Source organism: Thalassospira lohafexi (genome assembly GCF_002844275.1).
GTDB classification, from domain to species: domain Bacteria; phylum Pseudomonadota; class Alphaproteobacteria; order Rhodospirillales; family Thalassospiraceae; genus Thalassospira; species Thalassospira lohafexi.
In genome coordinates this window covers 472,277-491,205 of sequence record NZ_NXGX01000005.1, presented here as the reverse complement: position 1 = coordinate 491,205, position 18,929 = coordinate 472,277, and the positions used below count along the sequence as shown (strand labels likewise).

General features: G+C 52.1%; 15 protein-coding genes. 6 read left to right on the top strand and 9 right to left on the bottom strand.

Annotated elements, in window-relative coordinates:
* Positions 1-2: 2 nt before the first annotated feature.
* Positions 3-611, bottom strand: a complete 609-nt coding sequence (gene phnH, locus COO92_RS14740; protein ID WP_101303272.1) for a phosphonate C-P lyase system protein PhnH — start codon at positions 609-611, stop codon at positions 3-5.
* Positions 608-1,096: a phosphonate C-P lyase system protein PhnG gene (gene phnG / locus COO92_RS14735; protein WP_101303270.1), complete on the bottom strand. Its 489-nt coding sequence runs from the start codon at positions 1,094-1,096 to the stop codon at positions 608-610. The genes phnH and phnG overlap by 4 nt, the downstream gene beginning before the upstream one ends.
* Before the next feature lie 133 nt (positions 1,097-1,229).
* On the opposite strand from phnG, the gene phnF reads away from it, so the two are divergent.
* The gene (gene phnF, locus COO92_RS14730) at positions 1,230-1,943 is read left to right on the top strand and encodes a phosphonate metabolism transcriptional regulator PhnF (RefSeq protein ID WP_101303269.1); all 714 of its coding nucleotides are present in this window, start codon (positions 1,230-1,232) and stop codon (positions 1,941-1,943) included.
* An 11-nt stretch (positions 1,944-1,954) separates the two neighbouring features.
* Here phnF and COO92_RS14725 read toward each other — a convergent pair whose 3' ends face one another.
* Positions 1,955-4,162 (bottom strand): tetratricopeptide repeat protein, encoded by a 2,208-nt coding sequence (locus COO92_RS14725; protein ID WP_165792368.1) that lies wholly within the window; start codon positions 4,160-4,162, stop codon positions 1,955-1,957.
* A 102-nt stretch (positions 4,163-4,264) separates the two neighbouring features.
* Entirely contained in the window at positions 4,265-4,900 is a 636-nt protein-coding gene (locus COO92_RS14720) for a trimeric intracellular cation channel family protein (RefSeq protein WP_101303265.1), read from the bottom strand.
* Between the two features lie 406 nt (positions 4,901-5,306).
* Between COO92_RS14720 and COO92_RS14715 the strand changes: the two genes are divergently transcribed.
* On the top strand, positions 5,307-6,977 hold the full coding sequence (locus COO92_RS14715) for a GGDEF domain-containing protein (protein ID WP_101303263.1): 1,671 nt from the start codon (positions 5,307-5,309) through the stop codon (positions 6,975-6,977).
* Between the two features lie 60 nt (positions 6,978-7,037).
* The gene (map, locus tag COO92_RS14710; RefSeq protein ID WP_240626453.1) at positions 7,038-7,835 is read left to right on the top strand and encodes a type I methionyl aminopeptidase; all 798 of its coding nucleotides are present in this window, start codon (positions 7,038-7,040) and stop codon (positions 7,833-7,835) included.
* A 101-nt stretch (positions 7,836-7,936) separates the two neighbouring features.
* Here the strand turns inward: map and COO92_RS14705 are convergent, their stop codons facing one another.
* Both COO92_RS14705 and COO92_RS14695 read right to left on the bottom strand, forming a co-directional pair.
* Positions 7,937-10,129: a malate synthase G gene (locus tag COO92_RS14705; RefSeq protein WP_101303261.1), complete on the bottom strand. Its 2,193-nt coding sequence runs from the start codon at positions 10,127-10,129 to the stop codon at positions 7,937-7,939.
* A gap of 392 nt (positions 10,130-10,521) precedes the next feature.
* Entirely contained in the window at positions 10,522-11,916 is a 1,395-nt protein-coding gene (locus tag COO92_RS14695) for an MFS transporter (RefSeq protein ID WP_101303258.1), read from the bottom strand.
* 444 nt (positions 11,917-12,360) lie between these two features.
* On the opposite strand from COO92_RS14695, the gene COO92_RS14690 reads away from it, so the two are divergent.
* Together COO92_RS14690 and COO92_RS14685 are read left to right on the top strand one after the other, a co-directional pair.
* Entirely contained in the window at positions 12,361-13,323 is a 963-nt protein-coding gene (locus tag COO92_RS14690; RefSeq protein WP_101303256.1) for a TAXI family TRAP transporter solute-binding subunit, read from the top strand.
* A 74-nt stretch (positions 13,324-13,397) separates the two neighbouring features.
* Positions 13,398-15,164 carry a TRAP transporter permease gene (locus COO92_RS14685; RefSeq protein WP_101303254.1) on the top strand — a complete coding sequence of 589 codons (1,767 nt, stop codon included), beginning with the start codon at positions 13,398-13,400 and terminating at the stop codon, positions 15,162-15,164.
* An 82-nt stretch (positions 15,165-15,246) separates the two neighbouring features.
* Here the strand turns inward: COO92_RS14685 and COO92_RS14680 are convergent, their stop codons facing one another.
* Both COO92_RS14680 and COO92_RS14675 read right to left on the bottom strand, forming a co-directional pair.
* A complete protein-coding gene (locus COO92_RS14680) occupies positions 15,247-15,432 on the bottom strand; it encodes a PLDc N-terminal domain-containing protein (protein ID WP_022731766.1) in 186 nt (61 codons plus the stop codon).
* Between the two features lie 145 nt (positions 15,433-15,577).
* Positions 15,578-16,762 carry a BaiN/RdsA family NAD(P)/FAD-dependent oxidoreductase gene (locus COO92_RS14675; RefSeq protein ID WP_101303252.1) on the bottom strand — a complete coding sequence of 395 codons (1,185 nt, stop codon included), beginning with the start codon at positions 16,760-16,762 and terminating at the stop codon, positions 15,578-15,580.
* A gap of 210 nt (positions 16,763-16,972) precedes the next feature.
* Between COO92_RS14675 and COO92_RS14670 the strand changes: the two genes are divergently transcribed.
* On the top strand, positions 16,973-17,947 hold the full coding sequence (locus COO92_RS14670; protein ID WP_240626452.1) for a tetratricopeptide repeat protein: 975 nt from the start codon (positions 16,973-16,975) through the stop codon (positions 17,945-17,947).
* Between the two features lie 96 nt (positions 17,948-18,043).
* On the opposite strand, the gene COO92_RS14665 is transcribed toward COO92_RS14670, so the two are convergent.
* A complete protein-coding gene (locus COO92_RS14665) occupies positions 18,044-18,721 on the bottom strand; it encodes a D-lyxose/D-mannose family sugar isomerase (protein ID WP_101303250.1) in 678 nt (225 codons plus the stop codon).
* Positions 18,722-18,929 lie beyond the last annotated feature (208 nt).

Below are 18,929 nucleotides of genomic sequence, written 5' to 3'. Positions count from 1 at the left end.
GGTTACTTGACCTCAATCCGGGTGGTGCGTGAAAGGGCGGCGATTTTGGTGCTGGACGCGAAAATGACATCCACTCCGCATGGGAAAAGATGATGGTTCTCGGTCCGCCACGTATGAAACGCCACCGGAAGACCTTTGATATCCAAGCTATGGGTATCCTTGATCCCCGGACCGCGCAGGCGCATGTTTGGCCCGTCGGTAATGTCATCGACCATCAGGATCAATGTTGCCGACTGGTCGGGGTATTCGGCTGTGCCAACCGGAAGCTGTGCGATAAAGGACAGGTCTTCATCGCTGCGCGCAACGGCAAAATCGGCCTGCGAGACGTCGGGTGTGATAGGGCTGCCGCAATGAAATTTCAAATGCGTGGTGGCCAGGTTGGTCGCACAAGTGGGAGACAACCATACCGTGGTGTCCATATCCGCCATTGCAAGGAGTGCTGCGGTGGCGGATGTGTTTAGGCCATCTGGTGCCGTGATATTAATCGGCAGGTCGTAAATGCGGCCGGGACGGGACATGGCATCAAGCAGCACACGGAAAACAGCGTTTGAATCGAATGCTGCGTGCTCGAAACCGGGCAGTAAGTTACTTGTCTGGGGCTGCAGGGTCATTCGTCTTCTCCGCGGACAAGGGTAAAGAAATCGACTTTGGTTGCGGCAACCTTATGGGCATGGGCGCGTTTGGCTGCGGCCTGTTGTTGAGCAAGGGTATCGATAAAATCACTGGCGGCACCATCACGCAGCATGACAGCGTCAAACAGGGCCGCATATTGCGCCTGAACCCGGTCGCGCCCCTTGATATAGGAATGACCGACCGTGCCGTCCGAAAGCGTTACCGCACAGCGGGTGACGGTCATTTCCCCAAGATTAAACCGCTGGCCTGCCCCCCCAGCGCGTCCGCGGACCATCACCATGCCGATTTGGGGTTCACGCAAATTGTTCCAGATAATGTCGCCGTATTTATTGGACCATTCGGTTTCAAGAACGCTGCGCTCGGTACGGGCAAGAACAGCCATCCAGCGTTGACGCGCCTGTATGGCTTCTTCTGTATTCTGACTTTGGTCTGTTGCGGTGGCGTTGGCGGTATGGGCCGTCATCTTTCTGATCCTTCTTTCCTGCGCATCGACAAATTCAAAATTTGTCTAGACGTCTATACATATTTACGTTATAAGCCGATCCATCGACCTTGGCAAAGGTCTTGCGGTGAAAGTTTTGTGAACGGGGAAAGTTATGGATTGGGAGCCGGGGCTATCTATCTGGAAGCAAATCGAAAAACAGCTTCTGAGCGATATTGCCGAAGGGGTCTTTGCCCCGGGCGATAAGATGCCGACGGAAATGGAGCTGGTGCGTCGTTTTGGGGTGAATCGGCACACGGTGCGTCGCGCGATGGCAGCACTTGTCGATACCAACGTGGTGCGGGTCGAACAGGGACGTGGGGCCTTTGTTCAGGAACAGATTCTTGATTACCCGCTGGGCGCTAAAACCCGGTTTTCCCAGATTGTATCCGGGCGTCACCGCTTGCCGGACAAACGCTTGGTATCGTCCGAGGTGCTCAAGGCAAATGCATTGGTTGCGCAATGTCTGGACGTAAAGCTGGGTACACGGGTGATTGAGCTGTTTTCAGTGTCCGAAGCCGACGGGGTGCCTCTGGCGGTGGCGACAAGCTATCTTCCTGCAGCCCGGTTTGACGGCATTGTCGAGATTTTCATACAAACGAAATCCCTGACCGAAGCACTCAAACGGTTCGGAATTGACGATTATACCCGCAAAACCACCCGTATTTCAGCAGCACTGCCCTCGTCACGTGTGGCAAGCCTGCTAAAGCAGGCCAAAAACCGTCCGGTAATCTCGACCGAAAGCATCGATGTCGATTCGGCCGGTGTCCCAATCGAGTTCGGCGTTACCGCCTTTTCCAGTGACCGGGTGCAGTTGATTGTCGAATAGTGCAGATGCGTTTACTGGGCAGGCTTTCGACACCAGAACTGATACATTGCTCTGAATGTGTCGGGGTTATCAATTTCGTACGCGTGCCATTTATCAAGACGTTTTCCAGCAGAAAATCCACTTAGTTCCTTCCGGAAATTGCCAAGTTGACCTGCGAAATTCATTTCGAAATCGAGAAATTCCAGATTAAGGGTTTTCAAATATTCTTTGATTTCTGGCAAGGTGAAGCGGTGTTCCTGAATATGAAAGATCAGGTCGCGACAAGCACTTAAACTATGAAAGTCTGATCGGCGGCATAATTGAGCTAAGGTCGGATCACCTTTGGCGGCGGCGTTGATAATATATTGTCGGCATGCACGAATGCCATCCGCTGTTGGCTTGAAATTTTGTTCGGCAACAATTTTGCGCCCTGCCAGAACGTCCTGTCGGGCTGCCTCGCTATACAAACCAATTTTCATGAGGCCGCCGGGCTTTACGCGTCGTACAAGTGTTTTCCATCCCGCAAGCGGGTCTTCGAGATGGTGTAAAACGCCGACGCATTCAACAACATCAAACTGCTTCTCTATTTCATCAAGCTGCAGAATGTCGGCTTGGAAAAAGGAAATGTTGTCTATGTTGAGTTTTGCAGATTGCCGTTTGGCATAAGCTAGGCTGGTAAGACTAAGGTCAACTGCGGTTACCTTCGATGCTTTGTAGCGTGTTGCAGGTTGGATGGAATGTTGCCCGGTCCCACAGCCCGCAACCAGTATTTCTGGTGCGTTTGGCGCAACATAATCGCCAAGTTCAAGTAAAATAGGGGGGGATGTCAGGACGTCGGCGATTGACAGATCGTATCTGCGAACTGCTGCGTTTATCCACCTTGGGTATGGGTTCTGCTCATACATGTCGCGTACAGAAGAAGACACGCCATCTGAGATTTTTGTCAGGTGCCCAACAGTAGATTTAATCTCGTTTTCTTCCAGCGGCTCTTTTATCTGCCTTTCTATAACCGGCAGGAGCGAACTGGGCCAATCTTGTGCGGCCAGTTTGCGCGACCACGCATAATAAGATAGTGGCGCGTAGGCGCCTAGAATAGCCAATTCCAAAGGTTCCGGACTTTTGCCATCCGCGACAATTTTCGCCAGTTTGCTTTCAAGTTGGCTTATGGCCTGCTTTTCTGCTTCGGAAACGACATAAGCATGCTCGTTATTAAAGCACTGCAGAGCAAGGCTGATCGCAAGGGGTAGTATTTCATCATCACGTGGCGTTTCCGATGTAAGTATTTCCCTGCGGCACCGTGTCAGAATTCTCTCAAAAGCAATGTTGTCGATTGGGGTCGCAGACATCAGCATCATCAGGGATGTGCATTTGGCCAATGTGGTCATGTCTAACCAAGGCTCTGAAATGCTAACTGCGTCCGTCTTGGCCCAACGGCTGAGTATTTCGGCGACTTGCGTATCGTGCTCTGCTGCGACAATCACGGTTTGCACAAGATCCTGCATCGGTAGAGTTTCGGAGCGAATCAGATGTTGTAACCTAATTTCGACGCCCGCAGAGGAGGGTGCCGACGCGGTCAATATTTTCAGACAGTCAGAAAATAGTTGCCAGTGGCGATTTTTGCCGGGTCGGCGGCTAATGGCGAGGCTGTGAAACTTTAAGGCCTCATTGTACTGGTTTTGTTTTTCAAGTGCGGTTGCGATATCAGACAATACGTCGGGATCTGATGATCTCTGCATCAGTGCCTGTTCTAGATGGGTTAACGCCTGATCCGTGTTCCCAAGAAGCAAGTGCGTTTGGCCGAGAAGTTTATGTCTACTGAACGCGCCTTTGGGTGTGCTTGGGGCATTTTCGAGTATCGCAAGCGCGCGCGAATAGTGTTTCTGCTTTATCAAAAGCGCGCCCAAATTATGATAGGCATCAACATAGCTTGGTTGAATAGCAATAGCGTTTTTGAAGCTGGCCTCCGCGTGTATAAAATCGTTTAAGGCAACCAAAACAACGCCGAGATGGTCGTGAGCTACCGCATTGTTTTGCTGAATAGAAACGGATTCGAATATCAGGTTTCTTGCCTGTTCGTGCGAACCCGTCCGATAGCAACATAGTCCGAGATGATGCAAGGCAACTGGGTGATCAGATTGTATGCGCAACACCTCAAGATATTTTCTTGAAGCCTCGCGAAAGTCGCCTTTCGCAAAAAAACCGTCTGCTGCTTGCAATATAGCCTGAACCGGATCGGACACTTTTTTGCCTGTTTTGAATGATTTCGAAGATAAGTTTATTTTCCAACGTCTTTCGTTTGGGTTTACAAAGCGCATATTTCGTAAAAACCAAAATGATGCTGATCAATACTCCCGTCCCGGACGCGCCTTATATACTGGGAACCCCAGTTTGAACTTGATTGCGCTGGCGCGCAGGATAAAGGCGGCAAAGAATGCGATGAAGGCAATCGGGCCGCGGGGAAGTTCAAGAATATCCGTGCCAACCACATAAATGCTGGCACCTAAAAGAGCACAACTGATGTAAATCTCAGGGCGCAGGATAAGCGGGATTTCATTACAAACCACGTCGCGTACCATGCCGCCAAATGTTGCCGTGATCATGCCAAGGATGATGGCAACAAGTGGTGACACACCAAGGTTTAATCCAATCGCCGCCCCGGTTACGCCAAAAAGTGCAAGTCCGAGTGCATCAAGCCAGATCAGCGCGACATAGCGGCGCTCGACAAGATGGGCGGTAAAATAGGTAAAGATCGCCGCGCCGATACAGGTAATAATCCATGACGGGTCCTTGATCCAGAATACCGGCGTTTCTCCTGTAATCACATCACGCACTGTCCCGCCACCAATGCCGGTAAAGGTCGCGATTAGGACAAAGCCGACAACATCCATCTGGCGTCGGGATGCTTCAAGTGCGCCTGTGATCGCAAAGACCGCAACACCTGCCAGTTCAAGCCAATAAATAATCTGGGTAATGGTCATAGCACCCTGTCAGGTTGTCGGTTGCGTTCGGTAGTGGTTATGTGATTTGGCCCGCGCGGGGCGACCTTTTCCATTTTGATCTCACCACGTGATGGTACGATTAATACGCTGATTTTCAAGCATATCATCAAATACAAAGGTGCGATTATTTCCTTGTCAAAGGCAGGTGTTTTGAATCGAGAGTTCTGGGTTGGCTCTTATCTGGAGAGTACTAAAGTTCGTGGCTTTATTCGGGTTTTCAGTGAAACAGCTGCAGTTTAATTTTGTTTGTAGCGCTTCTAAAAAAATGCTTTGAGGATCCCTACATCTACGATCAAATAAGCGGAAATTATAAAAAGCCGTGACCTGTTGGCCACCAAAATTAAAAAACAATGGCTGACAGTATTGGAGAGTGAGAGGACTAACCTTGAAAAAGTTTCTGCAGGTCGGAATCCGCGTGCAGATTGCTTTGGCGACGGCATTGCTTGTTGTCGGGCTGGCGGTTTTGATGAGTTTTGTGATTGGCAAGCGGTCCGGTGCCGACCTGCGACAGCAGATCGGTATTGGGGTTTCCGACATTGCGCTTCAGATGGCCGATGAACTTGATCGCACGATGTGGACCCATCGGGGCGAAGTTTCTGTTCTCAGTACGCTTACGGCTTTTCAGGATTTTTCCAATACGCAGCAAATGAGTTCGATCATCAACCGGTTGCGTAAGGAAATTCCAATTTTCACCTGGATCGGAATTCTGGATCGCGAAGGTACAGTTGTCGCCTCGACCGGGGATATTCTTCTGGGTGCGAATATTGCTCAGCGACCGGTGTTTCAGTATGGTCGGGTCGGGCAATTTATTGGTGATGTGCATGAGGCAAAATTGCTTGCCGACAAGTTTCCATCCTCAACAGGCGAACCTATCCAGTTTGTTGATATCGCCGTACCGCTGACCAGCGAGAATGATGAACTGAACGGAGTGTTTGCAGCGCACCTGAGTTGGGAATGGGCAAATACGGTTCGGCGCACGTTATTTAGCGGTCAGGGCGTGCATCACAATGTCGATATTTTCGTGATCGCAGAGAACGGTACAATCCTTCTGGGTGCGGATCAGGAAATGGTGGGGGAAACCCTGTCGATTGACGCTCTGGACGAGGCGCGCCGCAATCATATTGGCTGGAAAATCAGCACATGGCCCGATGGGCATGAATATCTGACGGGGTATGCGCCCGCCGACGGGCATCTTGATTATGAGGGGCTCAATTGGTCTGTTCTGGTACGTCAACGGGTCGAGGATGCCCTTCAGCCTGTTTATTTGCTGCGCCGCGATATTTTGATCTGGGGCTTGGTGCTTGCGGTTGTGTTCAGTTCAATTGCTTGGTGGGGGGCCGGTTTCTTTGTTGGGCCAATCACCCGCATGGCAAATTCGATTGAAGCGATGAAACGCGGCGATCTGGATGTTTTGCCTGATATTCGGGGCGCGCGTGAAATCAACATTCTTTCGTCGAACCTGCGCGCCCTTTTGGCCAAGCTGACGGAGAAGGATGTGGCACTTGGTGAAATGGAACGGATTGCTCACCATGACACCCTGACCGGACTTGGTAATCGCATGGCGCTTGATGTTTATTTTGAGCACGCCATTGCACAGGCCGACCGTCAAAAATCCGAACTGGCCGTTCTGATGCTTGATCTCGATGACTTTAAACAGATCAACGACAAACTGGGACATGCGGCGGGTGACGAAGTCCTTTGCGAGGTCGCAAGACGGTTGCGTCGTTGTGTGCGTGGCGGGGATCTTGTCGTGCGTTTGGGCGGGGATGAAATGGTGATTGTGTCTCACGTTGAGGGTGACGGAAAGTCGCAATCAATCACACTGGCCGAAAGAATCCTGCAAGAAATCCTGATGCCCTTTATCACCGGTGGCAGTCGCGTTTCGATCTGTATGAGCATTGGCATCAGCCTTTATCCACGTCATGCCCAAAAACCTGAGCGCCTCCTCAATCAGGCAGATCAGGCGCTTTATGCTGCAAAGGCGCGCGGCAAGAACGGATATGTTCTTTATTCTGATCAAGATATGATTGGCAATGACGCGTCATCACGTGCCTGACGTCTTTGGGAGGCAGGAGGATACAATCCAGTCGGTGGATGGCTGTTATCGCATCGTGGAATGGCAGGTTTTCTTGACTTCGCAGCACAGCATCGCAATAACCATTTAATGACAATTTCATCGGATAAAGAACTCGACCATCTGCGTCGTATTGGCCGCATTTGTGCACGCGCCCGGGACGTTATGGGAGCTGCGGCAGTACCCGGTATCACCACAGCAGAACTTGACCACATCGGGCGAAAGGTCCTTGAAGACGCCGGTGCCGTTTCAGCCCCGGAAAGCGAATATAAGTTCCCCGGTGCGACCTGCATCAGTGTCAACGAAGCTGTTGCCCATGGCATTCCCGGGGATCAGGTTCTTGCGGATGGGGATCTGGTTAACATTGATGTTTCCGCGTCCCTTGATGGGTATTTTTCCGACACTGGAGCCAGCTTTATCTGTGGTGCGGCAAAACCCGAACTGATCAAATTGTGCGACGATGGCAAAAAAGCCATGTGGGCCGGGATCAAGGTTGTCCGCGACAAGGCACCTATCCGCGAAATCGGGCTTAAGGTCGAAAACTTCGCGCGTAAGGGCGGCTATACACTGATCCGTAATCTCGCGAGCCACGGTATTGGTAAATCACTACACGAACATCCTCATACCATCCCGACATGGGATGATCCTAAAGAACGCCGGACCCTTAAAAAAGGGCAGGTGATCACCATCGAGCCGTTCCTGTCGCTTGGCGCAAAATGGGCGGTGGATTGTGATGATGGCTGGACGTTGTTTTCTGATACTGGCGACGCCACGGTGCAATATGAACACACGCTTGTCGTCACCGACAAAGGCTATGAGATCATGACACTGAGTGCGTAGTGATTAAAATGCTGCAATTTATGCTGCAGCACTTTGTGCAATAAAAAGCCGCCCAACGATGTGGGCGGCTTTTGTTTTGGGATCGATTGTAAAGGCGGTGTTTATGCGCCGTATTTCGCTTTGGCTTCGCGGCGACGGGCATGAAGAACCGGCTCGGTGTAGCCATTTGGCTGTTCACGGCCTTTGAAGACCAGATCACAGGCTGCTGCAAAGGCTACACTGTCATCAAAGTTCGGGGCCATATTGCGATAGGTCGGGTCCCCGGCGTTCTGCTTGTCAACGACCGCAGCCATACGTTTGAGGGTTTCCATGACCTGTTCTTTGGTGCACAGCTCATGATGCATCCAGTTGGCGATATGCTGGCTCGAAATACGTAAAGTGGCCCGGTCTTCCATCAGGCCGACATCATTGATGTCAGGCACCTTGGAACAACCAACGCCACTGTCGATCCAGCGAACGACATAGCCCAGAATGCCTTGTGCGTTGTTATCAAGCTCCTCCTGAATTTCGCTTGGCATTGGTTTGATATCGCCAAGACGCGGGATCGCCAGGATATCATCAAGGTGGGCCCGTTCACGTTTGCCGATTTCATCCTGTACTGCCCGAACATCAACCTGATGATAGTGAATGGCGTGCAGGGTGGCGGCGGTCGGTGAAGGAACCCATGCGCATTTTGCACCGGCCTTGGGATGGCCAATTTTGGCATCCATCATTTCGGCCATGCGATCAGGTTTGGCCCACATGCCTTTGCCGATCTGCGCAACGCCTTTCATGCCGCACTGAAGACCAACATCCACGTTCCAGTTTTCATAGGCCGCGATCCAGTATTGATCTTTCATCGCGTCCTTACGAACCATAGGACCAGCTTCCATGCTGGTGTGGATTTCATCACCGGTTCGATCAAGGAAACCGGTATTGATGAAGACAACACGGTCTTTGGCAGCCCGGATGCACTCCTTAAGGTTTACCGTTGTGCGGCGTTCCTCATCCATGATGCCGACCTTAAGCGTGTGCTCGGGCACATCAATCGCATTTTCGACAAAGGCAAACAGGTCGCTGGTCAAGGCGACTTCCTCTGGGCCGTGCATTTTCGGTTTCACGATATAGACACTGCCATGGCGTGAATTGGCCAATTCGTTCTTGCCTTCAACGTCATGCTTGGCAATCAGCCCCGTGATCATGGCATCAAGGAAGCCTTCGGGCACTTCATTGCCGTTGGCATCAAGAACCGCATCTGACGTCATTAGATGGCCTACATTACGCACCAGCATCAAACTACGGCCCGGCAGAACGACTTCGTGACCGTCAACACCCTTATAGGTCCGGTCCGGGTTCAGGCGACGGGTTACGGTCTTGCCACCCTTTTCGAACTTTTCTTCCAGTGTACCCTTCATCAGGCCAAGCCAGTTACGGTAGGCAAGGGTCTTGTCTTCTGCATCAACGGCGGCGACTGAATCTTCGCAATCCTGAATGGTCGTAACGGCCGACTCCATGATCACGTCAGAGACACCCGCGGCATGTTCTTTGCCAATCGGGTGGGTCGGATCAATGCAGATTTCGATGTGCAGGCTGTGCTTGCGCAGCAGAATTTCGGAAAGTGCGCCGTTCTTTTCGTTGTAGCCAATAAACTGGGATGGCTGAGCAAGCGCGCTTTCACTGCCATCAGACAGGGTCACCACCAGCGTCCACCAGCCCGATCCATCATCGCGTACTTCATATTTTGTAACGTCGGCATGATGGCCGGTTGCAAGCGGTGCGGCTTCGTCAAGGAAGTTTGCCGCATAGGCCACCACAGCAGCCCCACGCTTTGGGTTAAAACCCTTGGTCTTTTCTTTGCCATCGGCATCGTCAATGACATCGGTACCATACAGCGCGTCATAAAGGCTGCCCCAACGGGCATTGGCCGCATTAAGCGCATATCGTGCATTCATCACAGGCACAACAAGCTGCGGCCCTGCGACACGGGCGATTTCCGGGTCGACATTGGTGGTGCTGATGTAAAAATCGTCGCCTTCCGGCAGAAGGTAGCCGATGTCGATCAAAAAGTTCTTATAGGCAACCGGATCGCGTGCCTGATCCTGACGCGACACATGCCATTCGTCGATCTTGGCCTGCAGCTCATCACGCTTTGCCAAAAGTGCTTTGTTGCGTGGCCCCAGTTCAGTGACAAGTTTTTCAAACGACGCCCAGAACTGATCAGAACTGATCCCCGTTCCCGGAATGACTTCGTTGGCAACCAGATCATGCAAAACCGATGCGATCTGAAGGCCACCTTTTTGGATGCGTTGGGTCATGTTTACTCTCACCAGACTTGGAACCGTCACGGGAACCGGCATGAAAATCCTGAACCCCGCGATAACGTTTGAGACAACATATGGTCTCAAACCGCAGTGGGTCCACAGCAGGTTTTATTATTTTGGGATGTTTTCCGCATTATGGAATGCTGTCCATAAGATGCGGCAGTGGCGAAAGAACGTTGATTTTCCTGACATTGGCTCAAAAAGGCCGACGTGTTCTCGCGCACAAAGCAGGGGCACGGCCTGTGGCGCGCCATGATCGAACGGCAGCCGGGCACGTATTAAACATGCCATTACATATGGTTGTGTGAACACCAAATAGCGGTGATGCCCCAATTATAATTCAGGCTGCATCCCGATTTGGGACTGCAGCCTGATAAATCTCGTTCTTATTTCGCTTCTGGTTTCGCGCTTTCGTCATCCTCATCGACTGCGACATGCCCATAGTCGTCGGGATGTGCTGTGCCATCCGGCGTCAAAAGGTCGCTGACCTCATCGGTCTCTTGCGAAGAGCCTTTTGTGGAGCCGTCCGCGCCGTCGTCGGGAACTTCATCGGTAATCGATGACAGCTCAAACGCCATAGGGGTTGTGCGCGGAACAGCAACGAACTGACCTTGCTCCTCGAGAGAGATGCGACGACCAAACCCAGCACGGTAAATGGCAAATCCGGCAACCAGAATCCCGATCACGGAAAACAGGAATGGCAGTGCCCAAGGGCCAAAGTACCCGATTGCGCTCGACCCTAGCAATGGACCCGCTGCGGCTGAGCCGCCATAAATAATCAAAAGGCCGCCCGATGCAGGTACGATGTCTTCGGGTTCGAGGTAATCATTCACATAGGCTACAGCCAATCCATAGATCGGCATGATGAAAACCCCGGTGATCCCGCCCCAAAGTGTCAGGTTGTCTTTGATCACGTCGGGGATGACAAGCGGGATCAGCCCGCAAACAGCAAGACCAAGTAAGACAACAATCATCACGTATTGGCGCGGCACAATGTCAGAAAGCTTGCCGATCGGGAACTGCATGATCATGCCGCCCAGAATGACAAAAAACATGAAATAGGCGACGTTTTGCGTGCTTAAACCAAGTTCGGCGGCAAAGACCGGCCCAACACCGTAAATCGCCCCGGACAAGACCCCGGCACCGGATGCTGCGACAAACCCCAGTGGTGAGATTTTGTAAAGACGACGAAACGTCATGCGTTCGCCACTAACCGCGGAAGGCGGTGGCTGACGGGTTAAAGCAAGTGGAACAAGCGACAGCGACAGCAAGACCGAAGCAACGGTAAATAGCTCAAAGCTGCTGATTGGTGACATGTTCAGCAGCAATTGGCCAATTGCCAGACCACCGAGTGACACCGTCATATAAATCGCAATTGTGCTGCCGCGTGACGTGTTGTCGGACTGCGCATTCAACCAGCTTTCCACCACCAGATAGAGGCCGGAAAGACAAAGACCGGTCATGGCACGAAACAGCGACCATGTCAGCGGATCAACATACACAGCATGGAGCAACGTGATCGCCGAACCGGCTGATGCAAGGGCGGCAAAGGTCCGGATGTGACCCACCCGGTTCACAAGGCTGGCACCCCAGACAATCCCGGCGACAAAGCCGATATAGTAGGATGCCATGATGATACCAGTATAAACCGGAGAGAATCCTTCTGCCGAAGCGCGTAGCGCCAACAGGGATGATTGCAAAGATGACCCGCTGTTAAGCGCAAAGGCGGCAAACAGCGTCGCAGACAATGCAATAATCAGGGCAACCGGCGAACGCGGCATGGAATCCTCAACTGAATTCTGGTGATGCAGGAACTACCCTGCGGCAAGGGTGGGAAAGCTGTCAATCATTACAACGTACTGAGCTAAAACGATTTACAACTGTTCCCGAGATCAACGCTGCTCTGTGCGTTATGTTCCCTTGGGAATGCTTGTGTCCCTTTAAGCGTGAAGCCTGGCCGCGAATAGCGTCGGTTTTGCACAACTGCCATGTGAAAACTGACCCGTTTGGCGTAAGGTTTACATCTCTGACAGGCTGTGAAATCGCATAAGCAGCTTGACCTTCATGTACTTCATGCTTTCTATGGCCGTGAATTTGGGTCATTTTTGCCAAAACGCTCCTGAAACGGGGCTGTATTTTGCGCTTATTGCCACCAACGAAAGGTTCGCTGCGAAGTTCGGCATTCAAAGCCGGCACGCGGACTGCTCATACAAGGGGAGGAAGCCTTGAATATTCTGCGTACACTTGGCGTAATTACCGCCGGTATTATGGCACTGTCTGCGGCGTCTGCCGCACAGGCCGAAACCCGTGTCACTCTGAAATCAGCCAAAGCTGCGTCATCCTATTACCAGATGGCCGCACAGCTTTCCGAAGCGATGAAAACCGGCACCAATGGTGACGTGATTATTACGGTTGAAGAAAGCCAGGGTTCGGTCCAGAACGTCATGGAAGCCATGGTCCGTTCGGGCAACTATGTGTTTACCTCCCCGCCCGGTTTGGTCGGACTGGCACAAAACAGCAAAGGCCCGTTTGAGGGGCGCCCGACGGAAAAATTCGAAGCGGTTCGTGCCCTGTTCCCGATCCCGTCCCTGACCATGCATTTTGTGATGCGCAGTGATTCTGGTGCCACCGACTTCGCCGGTCTTGAAGGCAAAACCATCCTTCTGGGCAAGGGGTCCTTCGGGGCAAAAGAAGGTGAAAAATACCTCGATCTGTTTGGTCTGGGCGGCAAAGTTGAACTGGCTGATGCCGAACTTTCCAACGCGGTTGCCGCACTTAAAAACGGTCAGATTGATGGTTTCGTTACCGCGGGATCCTGGCCTGCGCCGAACGTGATCGAAGCAGCGGCCGGAACGGACGTCAATGTCCTGTCACTTTCCGATGAGCAACTTGCACTGACCAAACGTGACAAAACGGTTATTCCAGCGGGCACCTATAGCGGTCAGGACGAAGACATCACAACCGCTTCGCTGTCGGTTGTGGCCTTTGCAACGACCGAGATGGATGACGAAACCGCCTATCAGTTGACCAAGACATTCTGGGAGCAAAAAGCCAAAATGGGTGAAAGCTCGTCTTGGTGGAATGGTGTTTCCCCAGACATGCTGGGCAATATCGGGGGCAAAATTCATCCCGGTGCATTGCGTTATTATGCCGAGGCCGGTTTCCCGGTCCGCGATGATCAGCGCTAACACCTGATTGCTCAAAAACACAACAGGCCCGGCGCACCTGCCGGGCCCTTCTTTATCCAACAAACTGAATAAACATGTCGGCCATTTCTCGCCCCATCTGGATTATGCTTGGTGCAATTTCAATTGCATTTCACCTTTGGCTGATTTTTTCCGGCCTCGTCCCCAATCTTGTCAGCCGTCCGATCCACATGGCGCTGGCTTTGCCATGGGCACTGATCTTTGTTGCCAAAACACGGGCGCAAAATATATCTGGCGCGATCCTTACTGTGATTGGCCTGATCGGGTGTGGCTGGATTGTTTTCAACCATGGCAGTCTTGCTGATCAGTATGGTTTCCTGATGGGCAATGGCCAGATCGCCATTGCCGCCGTCCTTTTAGGGATTGTTCTGGAAATGGCGCGCCGCGCCATTGGCTGGCCCTTGCCGATGGTTGCGGGCATTGCCTTGCTTTATGCGCTGTTTGGCGAATATGTTCCGGGCGAATTTGGCCATGCGGGGCTTCCGGTTGAAAGCATGCTGGGCACATTGACCATTGCCGAAGGTGGCCTTTGGGGCAGCCTGACCGGTGTATCGGTCAGCATTGTTGCGATTTTTGTGATTTTCGGTGCGGTCCTAAATGCTGGCGAAGCCGGGCAGGGATTCATGAATGTTGCCGGTGCGGCTGCAGGGCGTCTTAAGGGCGGTGCGGCAAAAGTATCGGTTATTTCATCTGCTCTGTTTGGCTCAATTTCGGGATCGGCATCGGCCAATGTCGCATCAACTGGTGCGATTACTTTGCCCGCCATGACGCGGCTTGGGTATCCCAAACGCCTTGCGGCTGCGGTTGAGGCGGTGGCGTCTTCTGGCGGGCAGATCATGCCGCCTTTGATGGGCGCTGGCGCCTTTGTCATGGTTGAACTCACCGGGCGACCCTATGTCGATATCATGGTTGCTGCAACCTTGCCGGCATTCCTCTATTTTCTTGCGGTATGGGTTGGAATTAACGCCTTTGCCATGCGGTTTGATCTTCCCGGTGTGCCAAAGGAAGACCGACCAACCATGCGTGCGGTTATCATCACATCGTGCTTTTTCCTTGTTCCCTTCACCATTCTGCTTTGGGGTATGTTTGGTGGGGGCTATACGCCACAATATTCGGCCTGTCTGGCCCTTGTTGTCGGGGCGGCATTGCTGTTCTTGGATGGAAATCTGTCGTTTGATCTGGCGCGCACCAAGGACCGTTTCACCGATGTCTGTCTGAATGCGGGGCGTCAGGTGGCGATGATCGGCTCGATCATTCTATGTGCATCGATTGTGATTGGTGTGCTTGGGCTAACCGGACTTGGGGTGAAAATCACATCGCTGCTTTTATCCGGTTCGGGCGGGATGCTCTGGCCAGCTTTGCTTCTGACCGCATTGGCCTGTTTGATTTTGGGCATGGAAGTGCCAACAACAGCAGCCTATGTGATCTGCGTTTCGGTTGCCGGTCCTGCCTTGATCGAGCTTGGCCTTGATCCTTTGCAGGCACATCTGTTTGTTTTCTGGTTCGCACTTCTCTCGACTATCACACCACCGGTTTGTGGTGCGGTTTTCATTGCTGCGGGCATGGTCGAAGAAAACTGGCTCAAGGTTGCGGGCTCGGCCATGGCGTTGGGTATTGGGCTGTATATCGTGCCGTTGGCGATGGTGGCCAATGCATCCCTGATTGATCTTGGGTCAGACCCCGTATGGGCGATTGCAGCAGGACTTAAGGTGGCCATTGGTTTGACCGCCATATCGTATGGCCTGATATCGCCGCGGCCATTGATTGTGCGGATTGGGCTTGCGCTGGCTGGTGCGATTGCGATTTTCGTGGCAGGTGTTTGAGAATGCACAAAGCCCGACAGAAAACTGTCGGGCTTTGTTGTTTTAGATGCTGGCTTTTGTTTCCAGCTGAAATCTTTCGGGCTTAGGCGCGCCCGCTACGCGGACCGGCAAACAGCCAGATGATCAGGCCCAAGACCGGCAGAACAAGAACAAGTACAATCCAAAGAACTTTTGACCCGGTGCTCGCACCACTGCCCAAAATATTAATGACCGCCCAGATATCGGCGATCAAAATGATTAAACCAAGTATTCCACCATATTCAAACATGTCCAAACCTCATTAATTTGTTGCTGCGGCTATTTGACACCGCGCTTGATCATGAAACGGCCAAGGACTCTATTTGTTCCCGCATGAGGAAACACACACATTATATATGCGCCTAATGGTTGGGGTGTGTAAACGAATTTCGACCTCAGACAACTTGCCCGGCAGACCAGCCAGATGACCAGGCCCACTGGAAATTAAATCCGCCAAGATGTCCTGTCACATCAACAACTTCACCGATGAAATACAGGCCAGGCACACTGCGACATTCCATGGTTTTTGATGACAGCTCGTTGGTATCTACCCCGCCAATGGTGACCTCGGCGGTGCGATATCCTTCGGTTCCGTTTGGCATGACGGCCCATTGATTGACATCCATCGCCAGCTTGCGAAGCGCCTTGTCACCGGTTTCGCCAATCGGGCGTTCAAGGTCATGACGTGCCGTTATCATCTGCGCCAACCGGTTGGGCAGAATGCGTGACAGTACTGTGTGAACGGCTTGTTTTGGGGTTTCGCTTTTGGCCGATTTCAAAAGATCAAAGGCGTCTTCTTCGGGGTTGAGGTTCACCACAATACCGTCGCCTTCATCGCAATAAGATGAAATCTGCAAAATGGATGGGCCTGAAAGACCGCGATGGGTGAACAGCAATCCTTCGCGGAATTGCTTTTTGTTGCATTGAACCACCGCATCAACCGAAATGCCCGATAGCTGGCCCATTTGCGCGCGCAACTCAGGATCAAACGTCAGCGGCACCAAAGCCGCCCGGGTCGGGATGATGTTTAATCCGAACTGACGGGCAATCTGATAGCCAAATCCGGTTGCCCCGATTTTCGGGATTGAAAGCCCGCCACACGCGACCACAAGCGATGCACACGTCCATTGCGCGCCCGTGCGTGTAGTGACGTCAAATCCGCCATCGTCGCGGCGGATAATGTTGGAAATTTCCGTGTTCAGGCGAATGGTGACATCTGCAGCGTCACATTCATCAAGCAACATATCGATGATCTGAAACGAACTTTCATCACAGAACAACTGGCCCAGCGTTTTTTCATGCCAACTGATTTCATGATGGTTCACCATTTCGATGAAATCATGCTGGGTATAGCGTTTCAGGGCGGATACACAGAACCGCTTGTTCTGCGACAGGAAGTTTTCCGGGCTTGTATGGATGTTGGTGAAATTGCACCGTCCCCCGCCGGAAATACGGATTTTCTCGGCGGGTTTGTCGGAATGATCGACCACCACAACAGACCGGCCGCGCTTGCCAGCTTCGATGGCACACATCAGGCCCGCAGCACCCGCACCGATTACAAGAACATCAACATTTTTCACGCAGAACCGACCCGTTTGAATTTTTAAATACCGAACCGCTTATACGGATAAACGTACCCGTTGTCAGTGCGCATACATGCAAGGCTGCAATCATGCTGCAACATAGTTTGGTTGTTTGACTATACCTGTTTGCATTTTTGAAACGCTTTCTATGGGATTCTAAGCGTTACGCGGGTAACGTGACCAAATCATAAAAAGAGGAATACGGGGATGGTGACACTGTCTTTGCGATGGGCTTTACGACGGGCAACTTTTGTTGCATCACTTTTGATATTGGCAGGCATTTTCACCGCACAACCGGGGATTGCCCAAACGTCGGAGCCTGAAACACGTCAGGACACCAAATCGGGCGATGCATTCGATGCAGTACCAGATGTCGATTTCAGCCCCTTGGACGCCAAAGAACGCACCAACATGCCGCCATTGATGGAACGCTATGTTCTTGATGAACTGAAAAGCCTGCGTACTGAAATGCAGGGCATGCGTGCGGAATTGATGCGCGAAGTCGTCAACCGGCAGCTTGAAGCCATCGACAAGGCGATTTCCTATTCATCCAATACTGTGACGTATTTCTTTTATTTCGTGGCCGCTGTTGGTGCGCTTCTGACCATGCTGGGCTGGCAGTCGTTGCGTGAGTTGAAATCAAGCGTGCGCAATCTTGCCAATACGGAATTGCAACGTTTGTCCGAAGAGTTCGAACGACGCCTGACCTCGCTTGAGGATGAATTGCGTTTGAAATCCAAGGTGATCAACGAGCATCAGCACGAAATCGAACGGACTCAGGAAATCCATGCACTGTGGCTGCAAGCCAATCAGGTCACGAACCCGCGTTCAAAAATCGAAACTTATGACAAGATTCTTGAACTGGCACCGGGTGACCCGGAAGTCATGGCCTATAAGGCAGATGCCGCCCTTCAACTTGGTGATCGCGACTGGGCACTGAGCCTGTGCAATCGGTTGCTGGCCGAAGAACCCGGAAGTGCTAATGGTCACTATCAACGGGCCTGCGCAAATGCCGGGCTTGGGTTCCGCGAAGCCGCTCTTGCCGATTTGCAACGTGCGATCGAACTTTCTGAATCCATGCGTCAACCGGCCTGGACAGAAGAAGAATTCGAACCCCTGCGTGACATGCCGGAGTTTAACGAAATTCTTGGCGACAAAAATGACCTGCCGCCTGCTGAATAAGCAAGGGCTTTGGACGGTCATCGGATCGACTAAAATTGCAAAAGCCCCGCAAAGAAAAATTGCGGGGCTTTTGTTTGCTTGCTCTATGAGGCGGTCTTACTGCGCAGGCAGTTCATTCCAAAGCGGGTGGTTTGGTGCGACGTCTTCTTCGATCTTGGTAAAGCGCGCATCACAATCAAAGAAATAGTTATCGGCAAGATCATCATTAACCTGTGAAACTTCGCCGACAATAACCGGACCTTTGCCAACTTCGCCGTAAAAGCGGTGCACAAGGGTCCGCGGCAGGGTTACGCTTTGCCCCGGTTCGAGCACAACCTTGCCGCCCGCGGGCAGGATGTTGAGCTTGCCGTCGGTGCGGACATGTACGTCATTGACCCGGTCCATCTGACCATCTTCGGTCAGGTTGCAAAGCTCAATCACGAGGTTGCCACCGCCGCGCACAATGATGTCTTCCATTTTGACCTTGTGGTAATGCCATGGGCATTCCTGATCCTCACCGACAATCATGATCTTTTCGGCATAGGGTACTTCGCCGGGTTGACGCAGGATGCCATTGCGCAGGCAAAACAGGATCAAACCGCGCTTGGCAAAATTACCTTCGCCATAATCCGTCACGTCCCAGCCCATCTGATGCCCGCGGCACCATTTTGCCAGATCGGGTTCTGCGGCCCACTGGTCCGGGCCGTAATGGCCCCAAACAGGAAGTTTAAAGGAAATGGACGCGTAAAGTTCTTTTGCATGCTCGATGCAGGCGTTGATTTCCGAACGCAGCATGGGGACCTCTTGTGACGTGTGATTGTGACGGGGCAGTATATCCTACCCCTGACGGTATGCGGCGCTTTTATCATGGGCAATCAAAGAATGCGATAGTTTTTGAATGCATTCAAAGTCTGCTTTGATGATGAATTTCCGGCGAATACACTGCCTCTCTGTTGCCGCTTTTTATGTTGATAGATCATAATTAAAGGTATGATTTGCGCAG

Bases quoted from the DNA above. Each gene is read 5' to 3' on its own strand.
- COO92_RS14665 (WP_101303250.1), bottom strand. From the start codon at position 18,721: ATGCTGCGTTCGGAAATCAACGCCTGCATCGAGCATGCAAAAGAACTT.
- phnG (WP_101303270.1), bottom strand. From the start codon at position 1,096: ATGACGGCCCATACCGCCAACGCCACCGCAACAGACCAAAGTCAGAAT.
- COO92_RS14720 (WP_101303265.1), bottom strand. From the start codon at position 4,900: ATGACCATTACCCAGATTATTTATTGGCTTGAACTGGCAGGTGTTGCG.
- phnF (WP_101303269.1), top strand. From the start codon at position 1,230: ATGGATTGGGAGCCGGGGCTATCTATCTGGAAGCAAATCGAAAAACAG.
- map (WP_240626453.1), top strand. From the start codon at position 7,038: ATGGCAGGTTTTCTTGACTTCGCAGCACAGCATCGCAATAACCATTTA.
- COO92_RS14685 (WP_101303254.1), top strand. From the start codon at position 13,398: ATGTCGGCCATTTCTCGCCCCATCTGGATTATGCTTGGTGCAATTTCA.
- COO92_RS14695 (WP_101303258.1), bottom strand. From the start codon at position 11,916: ATGCCGCGTTCGCCGGTTGCCCTGATTATTGCATTGTCTGCGACGCTG.
- COO92_RS14705 (WP_101303261.1), bottom strand. From the start codon at position 10,129: ATGACCCAACGCATCCAAAAAGGTGGCCTTCAGATCGCATCGGTTTTG.
- COO92_RS14680 (WP_022731766.1), bottom strand. From the start codon at position 15,432: ATGTTTGAATATGGTGGAATACTTGGTTTAATCATTTTGATCGCCGAT.
- phnH (WP_101303272.1), bottom strand. From the start codon at position 611: ATGACCCTGCAGCCCCAGACAAGTAACTTACTGCCCGGTTTCGAGCAC.
- COO92_RS14670 (WP_240626452.1), top strand. From the start codon at position 16,973: ATGGTGACACTGTCTTTGCGATGGGCTTTACGACGGGCAACTTTTGTT.